12 protein-coding genes are annotated in these 13296 nt (G+C 72.1%); 5 read left to right on the forward strand and 7 right to left on the reverse strand.

Features of this window, described 5'->3' with window-relative positions; all coding sequences use genetic code 11:
- Positions 1–47 precede the first annotated feature (47 nt).
- Positions 48–437, forward strand: coding sequence for a HesB/IscA family protein (locus ACX9TP_RS14695; protein ID WP_482980354.1), 390 nt, complete (start codon positions 48–50; stop codon positions 435–437).
- Between the two features lie 73 nt (positions 438–510).
- On the opposite strand, the gene ACX9TP_RS14700 is transcribed toward ACX9TP_RS14695, so the two are convergent.
- The gene (locus tag ACX9TP_RS14700; protein ID WP_482980355.1) at positions 511–1029 is read right to left on the reverse strand and encodes an acyl-CoA thioesterase; all 519 of its coding nucleotides are present in this window, start codon (positions 1027–1029) and stop codon (positions 511–513) included.
- Positions 1030–1212: 183 nt separating this feature from the next.
- Between ACX9TP_RS14700 and ACX9TP_RS14705 the strand changes: the two genes are divergently transcribed.
- Entirely contained in the window at positions 1213–1647 is a 435-nt protein-coding gene (locus ACX9TP_RS14705; RefSeq protein ID WP_482980356.1) for a PAS domain-containing protein, read from the forward strand.
- A gap of 31 nt (positions 1648–1678) precedes the next feature.
- On the opposite strand, the gene ACX9TP_RS14710 is transcribed toward ACX9TP_RS14705, so the two are convergent.
- The 3 genes from ACX9TP_RS14710 to ACX9TP_RS14720 all read right to left on the reverse strand — a co-directional run bounded on the left by ACX9TP_RS14710 (position 1679) and on the right by ACX9TP_RS14720 (position 5215).
- Positions 1679–2413 (reverse strand): deoxynucleoside kinase, encoded by a 735-nt coding sequence (locus tag ACX9TP_RS14710; RefSeq protein WP_482980357.1) that lies wholly within the window; start codon positions 2411–2413, stop codon positions 1679–1681.
- 12 nt (positions 2414–2425) lie between these two features.
- Positions 2426–3247, reverse strand: a complete 822-nt coding sequence (locus ACX9TP_RS14715) for a glycerophosphodiester phosphodiesterase family protein (protein ID WP_482980358.1) — start codon at positions 3245–3247, stop codon at positions 2426–2428.
- A 93-nt stretch (positions 3248–3340) separates the two neighbouring features.
- Positions 3341–5215: a hypothetical protein gene (locus tag ACX9TP_RS14720; RefSeq protein WP_482980359.1), complete on the reverse strand. Its 1875-nt coding sequence runs from the start codon at positions 5213–5215 to the stop codon at positions 3341–3343.
- 288 nt (positions 5216–5503) lie between these two features.
- Between ACX9TP_RS14720 and ACX9TP_RS14725 the strand changes: the two genes are divergently transcribed.
- A complete protein-coding gene (locus tag ACX9TP_RS14725) occupies positions 5504–7972 on the forward strand; it encodes a protein kinase domain-containing protein (RefSeq protein WP_482980360.1) in 2469 nt (822 codons plus the stop codon).
- Between the two features lie 219 nt (positions 7973–8191).
- Positions 8192–8938, forward strand: a complete 747-nt coding sequence (locus tag ACX9TP_RS14730) for a hypothetical protein (protein ID WP_482980361.1) — start codon at positions 8192–8194, stop codon at positions 8936–8938.
- A 25-nt stretch (positions 8939–8963) separates the two neighbouring features.
- Here ACX9TP_RS14730 and ACX9TP_RS14735 read toward each other — a convergent pair whose 3' ends face one another.
- Positions 8964–10199 (reverse strand): hypothetical protein, encoded by a 1236-nt coding sequence (locus ACX9TP_RS14735; RefSeq protein WP_482980362.1) that lies wholly within the window; start codon positions 10197–10199, stop codon positions 8964–8966.
- Positions 10200–10291: 92 nt separating this feature from the next.
- Positions 10292–11860, reverse strand: a complete 1569-nt coding sequence (locus ACX9TP_RS14740) for a hypothetical protein (protein ID WP_482980363.1) — start codon at positions 11858–11860, stop codon at positions 10292–10294.
- 172 nt (positions 11861–12032) lie between these two features.
- Here ACX9TP_RS14740 and ACX9TP_RS14745 point away from each other — a divergent pair, with 172 nt between their 5' ends.
- Entirely contained in the window at positions 12033–12491 is a 459-nt protein-coding gene (locus ACX9TP_RS14745) for a metallothionein (protein WP_482980364.1), read from the forward strand.
- On the opposite strand, the gene ACX9TP_RS14750 is transcribed toward ACX9TP_RS14745, so the two are convergent.
- Entirely contained in the window at positions 12484–13296 is an 813-nt protein-coding gene (locus ACX9TP_RS14750; protein ID WP_482980365.1) for a methyltransferase domain-containing protein, read from the reverse strand. The genes ACX9TP_RS14745 and ACX9TP_RS14750 overlap by 8 nt on opposite strands.

A 13296-nucleotide genomic window follows, 5' to 3' on the forward strand; every position in this document is an offset into this window, starting at 1 on the left:
TTTCCCGGCCCGGGCGTTATAAGGCCCGTCATAGGAGAGCAACCGACATGGAAAGCACCACGACGACGTCCGCCCCCGGTACCGCGACGGCCCCCCAGGCCACCTCGGGCGTGGCCGTGCGCCTGACGGAGGCCGCCATCAACCAGGTGAAGGCGGTCACCAAGGCCCAGGGCTTCGAGGGCTACTTCTTCTCCATCCGCGTCGTCCCCGCCGGCTGCAGCGGCCTGGGGTATGACCTGAACCTGGTCAAGGAGACCAAGGCCGGCGACGCCGTGTGGGAGCAGGACGGCGTGATGATTGCCACCGACGCGATGAGCGCCCAGTACCTCGCGGGCACGGAGATTGACTACGTCTCCGCCATCACCGGCTCGGGCTTCAAGTTCAACAACCCGAACGCGAAGTCTTCCTGCGGCTGCGGCACGTCGTTCACCACCTGAGCGGCGCGCCCTGAAGGACCGGGGTAGGGCGCCTGCCCTCCCCGGCCTTGTCGTTGCCTTCGCTGGCGGGCCCTCAGGCCCCGGCGAGGGGCTTCATCACCTTCAGCCAGTTCTGGTTCTCCTTCTGGCGTGCCAGGCGCTGGGTGCGGCGGGCCTCCGCCTCGCGGAAGGCCTCGCGCTCCGCGTCCGTCTCCATCTTCACCGGCGGCACCGGCACCCGGCCTCCGTCCTTGTCGATGGCCACGAAGGTGAGCAGCGCGCTGGTGGTGAGGAAGCGCTCCCCGGTGAGCGGGTTCTCCGCGTGCACCGTCACCCCCACCTCCATGGACGTGCGGAAGGCGGCCAGCACCCGCGCGTGCAGCAGCGCCACCCAGCCCACCTTGATGGGGGCGTGGAAGTGCAGGTCATCCATGGACGCGGTGACGACCACCTGCCGGCAGTGACGCTGCGCCGCCACCGCGCCGCAGATGTCGATCCACTCCATCACCTTCCCACCGAAGGCGGCGTCCAGGTTGTTGGCGTCCGGAGGGAGGATGAGCTGGGTCATCACCACCTCCGTGTCCTTCGGGTTCTTCGGGCTCAAGTCGGGCATGTCTCACCTGGGGTTGGAGGGCGGGTGTCTGGAGGGACAGGGACTGTGTCATCCCGTGAATGGCTCAGGGGTTCAACGCGCGGAAGCACGGACAATCCGGTTGCGGTTCATGGGGGCTGTCCCTATCAGTGTGGCCATTGCTTTCCACTCCGGAAGCAACCCCCCAATCCCCGGAGAACTCCCGTGTCCGCCCTCCCTGTTTCCGCGCGTGCCGTGCTGCCCCTGGGGGCGTCGGCCGATGAGCTCCTCCGTCAGGCGGATGACCTGCAAGGCTCGGATCTGGACGTGCTGCCGTTCGGGATGATTCAGCTGGACCGGACCGGCCGCATCCTCAAGTTCAACCAGACCGAAGCCCGCATGGCCCGCATCAACCGGGACCGGCAGATTGGCAGGAGCTTCTTCGACGAGGTGGCGCCGTGCACCAAGGTGCGCGAGTTCTACGGCCGCTTCCAGGATGGGCTCGCGAAGCGCAACCTCTACGAGACGTTCGGCTTCGTCTTCAAGTTCGACCACGGCTGGCGCAACGTGGCCATCACCATGATGTACAGCGACAAGACGGACAGCGTCTGGGTCCTGGTGTCGCAGCAGTCGGTGACGCCGCCGCCGTCGGCGAAGTAGCGCGGGCCCAGGGCGCGCGGCCTCGCGCGCCTCAGGCCAGGAAGGTGGAGACGCGGTCGAGGAACTCCTCGCGTCCCTTCCCGCGGCGGATGTCCTGGGTGGACACGTCCATCACCAGGCAGTCCACGCCGTACTTCTCCTGCAGCACCAGGGGGAAGCTGGCGTAGTAGCCGTTGAGGCCTCGCAGGAACTGGTGGCGGATGCCCTTCTCCTCCTCGCGGCCGCGGGTGCGGATGCGCTGCAGGAGCACGTCCACGCTGCCGACCTCGAAGCAGATGACCTTGTCGGGGCGGATGATGTGGCGCGACAGGCGCTGGAAGTACTCGTAGTACAGGTCCAGCTCCGCGTTCGTCATGTGCCCCAGGCCGTGGAGGTACTTGGCGAAGATTTCCGGGTCCTCGTACAGCGTGCGGTCCTGCACGCAGCTGCGCTTGTACGAGTGGATGAGCTCGTGGTGCTCCACGCGGCGGATGAGGAACTCGAGCTGGAGCGTGAAGGACCAGCGCGACATGTCCGCGTAGTAGTCACGCAGGAAGCGGTTGTCGATGACGGGCTCGTCGAAGAGCTGGTAGCCGAAGCTCTGGCAGATGAGCTTGGCGGCCGTCGTCTTGCCCGCGCCGATGTTGCCCGCCAGCGCCACGAAGCGCCGGGCCCTGGGCACCTTCACCTTCAGCGTGTTGCGGGGGCGGGAGGCGGGTTCGGCTTCGTCCCCTGCGGGGGCGGCCGGTGCGGCGGACGGGCGCTGGCGCGAGGTGGTGCGGGGCATGGAACCTTCGGCTTAACCCGGCTTCGTGGAGGCGTCCATTCGCTGCCTCAGCAGGTCTGGCCGGTCGGTCATGATGCCGCCGACCCCTTCCTGTAGCAGCTGCTGCATCTCCGCCGCGTCATCCACCGTCCAGACATTGACCCACTTGCCGCGGGTGGCGCACTCGCGGAGGAAGGCCGGGTCCACCAGCCGGATGTCCCCGAAGTACAGGGGCATGTCGAGCACGGTGAAGCGCGGGTCCTCCGGCGGCGCGTCCCCGCCGCGCAGGGCGATGACGAAGGCGGCCAGCGCATCACGCGGGTAGAAGTGGCAGGCGTCCGGGAGCCGCGCGGCGAGCCGCTCACCCACGGCGTCCTGCTCGCTGCCCATGCACACCCGCTCCAGGGCGCCTTCCTCCTTCAGCAGCCCGGCGAAGGCGTCCTCGATGCCGGGCACGTCCGGCTTCAGCTCGATGTTGAGGCGCAGCGCGGGGAAGGCGCGCAGCACCTCGCGCAGGGTGGGGATGCGGACGCCCCGTCCCCGGAAGGGGAAGGTGCGGCCCTCGTCCGGGCTGAAGTGGAAGCCCGCGTCCAGCCGCCGCAGCTCCGCCAGGGTGAGGGCGGCCAGCGGCCCGGTGCCGTCGGTGCAGCGCTCCAGGGTGGCGTCATGGGCCACCACCACCTCGCCGTCGCGGGTGAGGTGCACGTCCAGCTCCAGCATGTCCGTGCGGTAGCGCTCCACCGCCTGGCGGAAGGCGTCCAGCGTGTTCTCCGGCGCCAGCGCCGCGCCACCGCGGTGGGAGATGTGCAGCGTGGGCCGCAGGCCCCGGAGGAAGGGGAGGAGGGGAGGGGACATGCCGCCATTGTAGCGGCAGCGGCGGCCGGAAAAGACGAAGGCCGCAGCCCCCGGTGGGAGGCTGCGGCCCGGTCCTTCAGGCGTCGTCCGCGACTAGCGCTTGGCGCCCGGGGTGGGCAGCGCGATTTCGAAGTCGGCCTTGTTGTCGTTCGTGTCCAGCACCGCGCCGGCCACGTCGAGGTTCACCTTGCGCTGGAAGGACACGTCGCTGGCGTTGCTCTCGAAGAGCTCCGTCGGGGCGCCCTCGGCGAAGGAGAACTCCTTGTCACCCGCGCCCGTCGCGATGGTCCCCGTGAAGACGGTGGGGGCGGCGGCATCCTTGGAGGCCTCGTACCAGAGCGCGTCGGTCAGCACGCCGGTGGGGTAGTAGAGCAGGCCGACCGAGTCGTCCGCGCCGTTCTGGATGATGTCCGTGAGCGGGTTGGTGATGGTGACGCGCAGGGTGCCCGCGGGCAGCGCGTTCGTCACGGTGGCGGGACCGAGCACCAGCACGGCGCCGGGGGCGAGCGTGTCGGTGGCGGTGGTGCCATCCGTCACGGAGGACAGCTCGAAGCGGCGGTACTCCTGGCGGTTGGCGGCGGGCGCGCTGGGCGGGTTGCCGCTGGGGCTCGCGTTGACGAGCACGACCACCATGTTGCCCACGTGCACGGGCGCGTCGGAGTTGTTGATGAGCTCGACGAACTCCTTGTCATCCACGGCGCCCTGCGTGGCCGCGACGTTGTCCGACTCCACCTCGTTGATGATGAGGCCGGCGGGGGCCGTGTCGCTGGCGCCCCAGAAGCTGGTCGTCGCCGCGGTGGTGCTCACGGGCGCCCCGTTGGTGCCGCTCAGGCCCGCCGCCACCACGGTGTAGCGGGTGCCCTCGGTCTGGGCCGCGGTGGTGAGCTTCACCTTGTTGCCCGTGACTTCCACCGCGCTGACGGCGAGCGCCGGGGTGATGGTGAAGTCAGAGGCCGCCACGGTGGCCGCGTCCACGCTCACGTTGAAGAGCACCTCGGCCGTGGTCGGGCCCAGCGAGCGCCCACCCGTCACGATGACGGGGCAGGCCACGATGAGGTCGTTGGCGCGGAACGGGGAGATCTGCGCCGTGGTGCCGAAGCGGCCGTAGGGCACGGCCACCGCGGTGAAGTTGCACTGCTGGTTGATGCCCGAGGCCGTCACCACGGTGTTGGGGATGCGCAGGATGAAGCTGCTCGACGGCGCGGGCGCGCCCTCGGTGGTGAAGGTGAAGGTGGTGAAGCTGCTGCCGGAGGCGGTGGCGGGGCCGGCCACCGTGCCGCGCACCTGCACGAGGTCCGACTCATAGGCCGCGAGCGCCGCGGGGCTCCTCACGTCCGAGCGGCTGCTGATGTCCACGGTGAGGCCCGGGACGCCGGCGTCCACCAGGTTCTGCACGGCGGCGCCCTGGCTCGCGCGGGTGAGGCCGGTGATGGCGCTCGCCTGGTTGAGGCCGTTGAAGAGCGTCTTCTCCGTCACGTTGAAGGAGATCTTGTCACCCACCGCGAGCGCGGGCGTCTGGGCGGCGGCGTCCAGCTTCACGAAGAAGGAGGGGCCCGGCGCGGTCGCCTGCACGTAGAAGCCCGTCGGCGTGGAGCCGAACGCGGGCGCGATGTACGTGACGAACACGTTGGTGATGGGCAGCGGCGGGCTCACCGGCGTCGCGGTGCCGTTGGTGTTGGCGTTCGCCGCGAGGAACGCGTTGATCTGCGTGTTCTCGGGGCTGGTCAGGTCCGCGGGGATGTCCGTCGTCGACGGTCCGGCATCCGTGCCCGCGTCGACGCCGGCATCCGTCCCGGCATCCGTTCCGGCATCCACCGGGGTCGGGCTCACACAGACATTCCCGGTGCAGACCTGCCCGCTGGCGCAGTCGACGTTGCTGTCACACTCGTTGTCTCGGTCAGAGCAGCCCACCGCGGCGAGCGCGGTGAGACCAGCCACCAGCACCAACCGCCCATTGCGAAATACCATCGGGTCATGCCTCCAGGATGCGTGTAGGTGGCCCCGCTCTTACACCGCTGCCCGGGGGGGCGTCCATTCGAGGAGCCATCGGCCACGGATCCGTGACAAGCCCTTGATTTCCCTCTCGGGAAAACCCCTCTTCCCCGCACGCTCCATGCGTGGACGGAGGCACCGGCAGCGCACCTGTCAGGTACCTACCGAAGTGGGTGGGGGCGCTGACTTCGCCAACCCTGTGATTGTGGGTAAGCTCAGGAAAAGTACGCCTCACCCACCCCCAGACAGACTGCGTTGCCTTCCGTGAGCTCGCCCCAGACGGCCATTCCGTTCGGAAACTACCTGCTGATCAAGCGGCTCGCCGTGGGCGGCATGGCGGAGCTGTTCCTGGCGCAGCGTCCGCCGGATCCGGAGCTGGTGGTGCTGAAGCGGATCCTCCCGTACCTGTCGGAGGAGCCGGAGTTCGTCCAGATGTTCCTGGACGAGGCGCGCATCGCCGCGCAGCTGCACCACCCCAACATCGTGCAGGTGTCCGAGCTGGGGAACTGGGACGACAACATCTTCATCGCCATGGAGTACGTGGAGGGCGTGGACCTGCGGCGCGTGGTCGCCGAGGAGGCCAAGTACGGCGCCACGGTGCCCTACGGCGTGGCGGCGCGCATCTGCGCGAGCGTGGCAGCGGGCCTGGACTACGCGCACCACAGCCGGGGGGTGGACGGGCGCCCGCTGGAGCTCATCCACCGCGACGTCAGCCCGCAGAACGTGATGATTGCCTACGACGGGCGCATCAAGCTCGTCGACTTCGGCATCGCCAAGGCCGGCGCGTTCATGGAGCGCAGCAAGCCGGGCGTCATCAAGGGCAAGTTCCTCTACCTGGCGCCGGAGCAGGTGTCGCAGGAGCGGCTGGACCACCGCGCGGACATCTTCGCGCTGGGCACCATGCTGTACGAAATCACCACCGGCCGGCAGCCCTTCTCCAAGCCCACCACCGAGGGCATCCTCTACGCCATCCGCTACGAGGACCCGGCCCCGCCGCACCTGCTGCGCGACGACTACCCGGAGGCGCTGTCGCGCATCATCATGCGCTGCCTCACCAAGGACCGGGGACAGCGCTACCAGCGGGCCTCGGCGGTGCGCGCGGACCTGGAGTCGTTCCTCGACTCGGGCGTGCTGCGGCAGAGCCTGGACGTGTCGGAGTACATCGCCCGGCTGCTGGGCGCGGAGGAGGAGCGCACCGTCCTCCACATCCCCGTGGCCCGGGGCGCCGGGCGCCGCGACGCCACCGTTCCACTGCCGGCCACGCGGCCACCGGTGCCCGAGCCGTCCGAGCGCCCCTCGCTCCTGGAGAGCACCGCCCCCACGCTGTCGTCCACCACGCCCGCCTCGGAAGCCCCGGCGCATTTCACCCCGGGCCTCACCGCCCGGCCCCTGCGCCGCGTCTCGGGGGACTCGCTGCCGGTGCCCGCCTACGTCGACGAGCCGGAGCCCGCGACGCAGATGGCGCGCCCGCGGGAGCTGCCCACCGGCGGCCGGGACGACGAGGACGCCGCGGACGTGTCCACCGCCATCAACACCACGCCCACCGGCTACCAGCTCGCGGCCGAGGTGGCGGCGGAGCTGGAGGCGGACGACGCCGAGGAGGCCGAGCACACGGTGCCGCAGCGCGGCCGCCTCCGCGACGAGCGCCCCCGCACGCCCTCCACGCCGCCGGTGCCCACGCGCCGCTCCGGCCCCCACCACGCCGAGCCGCCCCCGCCGCCGCGTCCCTCCAGCGTCTCGGAGGGGCCGCGCTCGCGCCGCGTCTCGCCGGCCCCGGTGACGGCGCCGCCCCGCCGCACGCCCCGCCCGGACGAGGAGGCCTCGCAGTCCGTCTCCGTCACGCCGCCCGCGGCGCCACGCCGTGCCCCGGCGGAGGACGAGGAGGCGTCGCAGTCCGTCTCCATCACCCCGGCCACCGTGAATCAGCGGGCCGCGTCGCGCCCCGGCCTGGCGGCCTCGCGGCTGGCCGCGCCGGACGAGGAGGACGACTACTTCCCCACCGACTCGGGCCTGTCCACGGTGGAGTACACGGACCCGACGCCCACGCTGCGGCCGGACCCGGACGACGATGAGTCCACCGCGGGCTACGACAGCTACGCGGGCGACCTGGACTCGGAGGCGCTGTACGGGAGCACGAATGCGAACCTCCCGCGGCGCCGCTTCCCCGTGGCGCTGCTGGTGGCCGCTGGCGGCGCGCTGCTGCTCACGCTCGGTGCCGGCGTCATCTGGGCCCTGCGCACGCCCCAGGTGGCGGTGACGCAGCCGGACCTCTCCGCCACCGCCCTGCAGCCGCCCGCCACTCCGAAGCCCGTCGCGCCGCCGCCCGGGCCCGCGACTCCGCCGCCCACCGTGGAGACGCCCTCGCCGGGGGGGGACGAGGCGAGCGTGAAGGCGCTGGTCCCGGACGCGGGCAGCGTGAGCGTCGCGCCCACCGCTGAAGACGCGCCGGAGCCCGAAGCCCCCGTTGCCACCGCCGACGCGGGCACGCCCGAGCCCGCGCCGGAGCCCACCCTGGTGGCGGTGCGCTTCGAGGCGCCGGCCCGCACCATCCTGAGACAGGAGGGGGGCGAGCGGCTGCCCGTCAACAAGGTCATCTCCCTGCCGCCCGGCGCCCTCAAGGTGCGCTACGCCTGCCCAGGACGTCGGGCTCCCAGGGGTACAAAACCCTACCTCGTGGAGGCGGCGGGCGAGGGGCCGCTGGTCTTCTCGATTCCGTGCCGGAGCCGCCGCTAGTCGTGTCGGGTACTTGGCCCGTATGCGGCATCCTGCCCCCGGGGCGGACACGTGGGACCGGGTGGGCTTGAGTGGCCTTAACTCGTTGGAATTCCTAGATTTTCATCGTTCTGAGCGCATTGATACATGTCAGACGGGTCCGTAGAATCCGTGACCCTTATGGCGCGCCCGAAGAGTCAGAAAAGCGTAGTCACGAAGAGGAGTTACACGGCCGGCCGGGTGGCCCGGCAGCTTCCCGTCGCACCGGAGCCCAACAGGCTTCTCAAGGTGTGGCGGCGCGTGCTCGAACGCCGCCTACGCACGCGGTTGCGCGCGAAGGTCGCGTTGGAGATCCACGACAACACGCACACCATGCTGACGTTCCAGCGCCAGCGCTCCATGTGGCGGCTGCGGCTGCACCACATGTTCCTCGCCGCGCCGGATGACGTGGTGCAGGCGCTCGCCAGCTTCGTTCGCAAGGGCGACCCGGATGCGAGCGTGATGTTGGACCGCTACATCGAGCGCAACCGCGCCTACATCCGCCGGCTGTCCCCGGCGCAGATGCGCAAGCGCATCCGCCTGGAGCCGGAGGGCCAGCACCATGACCTGGAGCGCATCTTCGCCCGGCTCAACGAGCGCTACTTCAGCAGCCGCATCGACGCGGCGATTACCTACGGCCCGGCGCCGCGGGTGAAGGGGCCTCGCAAGAGCATCAAGATGGGCTCGTACTCGGCGGACTCGAAGGTCATCCGCATCCACCCGGCGCTGGACCAGCCGGTGGTGCCCCGCTACTTCGTGGAGTGGATTGTCTTCCACGAGATGCTCCACCACGTGTACCGGACGCGGCGGGGCGACGACGGGCGGCGCTGCATCCACCCGCCCGAGATGATGGAGCACGAGCGGCGCTTCCACGACTTCTCCCGCGCCCAGGCCTGGGAGCGGGAGAACCTGGACCTGCTCCTGCGCGCCCGCGTCACCTCGACGTGAGCGCCCACGCGTCCTCCCCCGCGCTTCAGGGGAGGATGAGGCCGCCGGGGCTGCGCCGCTCCAGACTGGGAGCAGGCGCGGCCGCGGGGGCCGCATCCGGATTCGTACCGGGGGGCTGGGTCGTCGCGGCCCCCTGGGCTCCGGCCCGCGCGCCGGCAGCGGCCACGAGGGCGAGCACCTTCTCGAAGAGCCGCTCCACGAAGCGCGAGAAGGGCTCCTCGGCGCCGTGGAAGAGGCGCCGGGCCTCGCCCCGGGCCACCTCCGCCTCGTGCGCCCGGCGGGTGCGCTCGAAGAAGTCGGCCATGCGCCACAGCCGCAGGGCGTAGCGCTGGCGGGCCTCCGGGGTGGCGAAGAAGTCGCGCGCCACGGTGCGCACCGCCGCCTGGAGCTGCTCCTGGCGCTGCACGTCGCTGAGGGCCAGCGGGCTGTGCATCACCTCGTCCATCTTCTGCAGCAGCCGCTTCACCTCGGACTCCGGGGGCAGCCAGGTGGCCATCTCCGGCGTCGCGTGGAGCACGTCGCCCTCCAGGACGCGGCGCACGTCCTCGGGCTCGGGCGGGGGCAGGGCGGTGGGCTCGACCTGGGGCTGCACGCCGAAGTGGCGCAGCGCCAGGTCCAGGTCGGGCGGGAAGGGCGTGCGCGAGCGCAGGTTGGTGCCGGCGGCCTCGGCGAGCAGGACGGCGGCCTCCTGCTGGGACAGCTCCACCGTGCCGCCCTTCTCCTGGGCCTCCTTGAGGATGCGCCGCCAGTTGCCGCGGCTCTTCTCGCCCACGCGCAGCTCCAGCACGCCCTCCGTCTCGGTGATGAGGGCCTGCACCATCTCCACGCCGCCGCCCTTCAGCGGGCGGGCCATGACGAGCGCCCGCTCGCCCGCGCTGGTGATGGTGGAGGCCATCGCCGGCAGGGTGTCCGGCGCGGGCGCGGCGGGGCGAGGGGCCTCCGAGGCGGCGGGGCGGGGCGCCTCGGCCACGGCGACGCCGCGCGAGCGCAGCCGGTACAGCGCCTTCTTCGCCGCCTTGGCCAGCGGCTTCACGGCCGAGGCGGACAGGGCCTCGGGCAGGGCGGGCAGGCCTTCCAGGACGGCGGCCTCCAGCACGGCGGCGGCGAGGGCCTCCGGCAGGGGCTCCACGGCGGCGGGCGTGGCCGCGCGCACGTCCCGCGCGAGCGCCCGGGCGGACTCCACCGCGTCGGCGGGAAAGGCGGGCAGCGGGGTGCCGGCGCGCAGCGCGTCCAGCAGGGGGCGGGGCTCGGTGGGGCTCATGCCCGCGCCTTCTACTGCACGCGGCCCGGCGCGGGGGACGGGACGTGAGGGACGTGCGCCCACTGGCCCACACTCGCGCGCCTCGGGGGGCTTCAGCGGCGGCGCACCAGCCAGCTCCGCCCGGACTCGGCCACCACCACCAGCTCCGACTGGAGCCGCTCGCCGAACACGCGCGAGGGGTGCACGCCGCGCACGAGGAAGTGGTCGTACCAGACGCCCTGCGTGGCGTAGTCCAGCTGCTGCGGCTGCCACTCGGAGGGGAAGGTGGGGGGCACCTCGCCGGGGTAGCGCAGGGGCGAGTGGGGCGTGGAGGCGAAGGTGAAGTTGGGCACGCCGCCGCGCGCGCGGGCCAGCACGGCGGCGCCGTGGATGAAGACGGGGAAGCGCACCACGCGCGACTGGGAGTCGAAGATGAGCCCCATGACGCGCGGCCTCGGCGCGGTGGCGGCGACGGGCGGCTCCCACTCGGCGGCGGCCTCGCGCGAGAAGTCGCGGTAGCCTCGCGTCATCACGAAGGCCAGCACCAGCGCGCACGCCGCGGCCGCCAGCCCCAGGGGGCGCCGCCACGCCTGCACGGTGGCGGGCATGGTGGCCACCAGCAGGGCCGCGGCCAGGTGCGAGTAGCGCGTGTTGAGGTAGTAGACGTAGCCGCGGATGTCGAAGGGCAGCAGGAAGTAGAGCGCGAGCGCCAGCACGCCCAGCCCCAGCAGCCGCGCGCCGGCCACCCGCCCTCGCGACGCCGGGCGCTCCGGCCGCGCCAGGCCCGCCAGCCACCCGGCCACCGCCACCGCGCCCACCGCGTACAGCGCCCACCGGTCCGAGCCGTCCCGGAAGGTGTTGGCGAGCACGTCGAGGAACTCGGCCCGGTTCTGCTCGAAGCTCTTCCACGCCAGGTTCTGCGGCGAGAAGGTGGGCCCCCACGCCTTCCAGGGCGCCCCGGGCTGGATGTCCGGCGGCTCGCCGAAGCGCAGCACCACCCAGCCCAAAAAGAGCGCCACGCCGGGCACCACGCCCAGCAGGGCCGGCACGCGGGGCGCAAGCCGCGCGGCCACGCCCTTCGCCCCCGCGTCCTCCGGCACCGCCGTGGTGAAGAGCAGCCACGGCAGCCCGAAGGCGAGGAAGCCGAAGGCCTGCACGTGGAAGAGCAGCACCGCGACGAGGCACACGGCCAGCCCCACGGCCCACGCGCGGCGGCGGGGTGCGTCCTCCAGCGCGCGCACGAAGAGGCCGCAGCACAGAAGCGTCAGCGGCAGCGCCGCGCAGTAGTTGACGAAGCCCCAGCCGAAGCTGTCGCCATACGCGAAGGGCAGGGCCAGCAGCGACGGCCACACCGGCCGGCCCAGGCTGCGCAGGAGGAAGCCCAGCCCCAGCGGCAGTCCCACCACGTACGCGGTGAGGAAGACTCGGTTGGCGGCCTCCAGCGGCAAGAGCCAGTTGAGGGCGCTGACGAGGTAGTAGTAGCCGAGGTACGGCGTCAGCGCGTGCCGCGCGGCGAACAGCTGCGGGTACAGCGTGGTGGCGTCATCCAGCCGGTGCAGGACGGAGATGAGGTACAGGTGCTGCGGCAGGTCCGCCATGGGCAGGTAGCGCGAAGCCCAGAGGGGCAGGGCGCCCAGCACCAGGGCCGCGGCGTAGACGAGTCGGTCGGTTCGGTTCGTCACGGAGGGCGCGGACTGTATGCGCCACCTCCCGCCCCCGCGAGCAACCCGTGAGAGCAGCCAGCCGGCCTCCGGGGGTAGACAAAGGTGCGGCCTTCATCCTTGGCAGGGGGCGGGGGCTGCGGTATGAGCGCGGCGAGTGGGTGCCGTGGCGGTATCCCGAAGGAGAACGGACATGACACGCATCGCGACGCTGGTGGCCGCGGGGCTGATGGCCGGAGGGCTGCTGCTGGCGCCGAACCCGGCGCACGCGTGCGAGGCCCACGCACGGGCCGCCGCCGAGGCGAAGAAGGCGGAGGCCGTCAGGGCCGAAGCGAAGGCGGAGGCTTCCAGGCCCGACGCGAAGAAGGCGGACGCCTCCCAGCCCGACGCGAAGAAGGCGGACGGCGCGGTGGACGCGAAGCCGTCGCCCGCGCGCGGCGAGGTGGAGCGCCCGCTGGACGCGCTGGACTCGCTCGTGGCCGGCAAGTGCGACTGCGGCAGCAAGGCGGACTGCACCTGCAAGAAGGGCTCGTGCAACTGCGCCAAGTGCCAGAAGCCCAAGCACCAGGTGATGGACGCGCTCCGCGGCCGTCCCGCCGGGCTGAAGCTCGAGGAGGCGCGCTACGACGCCTCCGCCGGCATCTTCATCTGAGGGCGTCGGCGGAGCCCTTCTCCGCCTTGAGCACCAGCAGCGGCGGCAGCGCCACGCGCTCGAAGCGCACCAGCCCCGCCGCGGACGCCTCCGCCCGCAGCAGCGCCTCCGCGCGCGGGTGCAGTCCCAGCCGCCGGTGCACGAGCGCCGCGGCCGCGCCCGGGGGCACGTAGGTGCTGGCCACCCAGCGGCCGCCGGGGCGCAGCACCCGCGCCACCTCCAGCATCATCCGGCCCAGGTCCGCCACGAAGTGCAGCGTGCCGGCCATCAGCACCGCCCCCAGCGAACCGTCTTGGAAGGGGAGGTGGGGGGCCTCGGCGCGGAGGAAGTCCACCGTGGCGCCGGCCTCGCGCGCCTGGGCCACGCCCTCCTCCAGCATGGCGCGGGCCACGTCCATCGCCGCCACGGCGGGGAAGTCCGGCTCGCGCGCCAGCCGCCGCGCCAGCAGCCCCGTGCCGCAGCCCACGTCCAGCACCGGCGCCTCCGGGCGGCCCAGCAGGCTGCGGTAGAGGAGGTACTCGCTGTCGCGGTCCAACTCCTGGCGGGTGAGGGTGCGCTCCAGCACGGGGCGCACGTAGCGCTCGTAGGAGCGCGCCACCCAGCGGTTCTCCAGGCCGCGCTGCACCGTGCCCGCGGCGGAGTGCTCCACCACGAGGTCCGCCACCCCTTCCGCCACGGGGTACGTCGCGCGGCACTCGCCGCAGCGCAGCGGGCCGAAGAGCAGCACCGCGGCGTCCGCCTCCGGCTGGAGGCCGCCACGCCGGCACCGGGGACACCGCAGGAGGGGAACGAGCGCGCGACGCAT

Source organism: Pyxidicoccus sp. M15 (genome assembly GCF_056858435.1).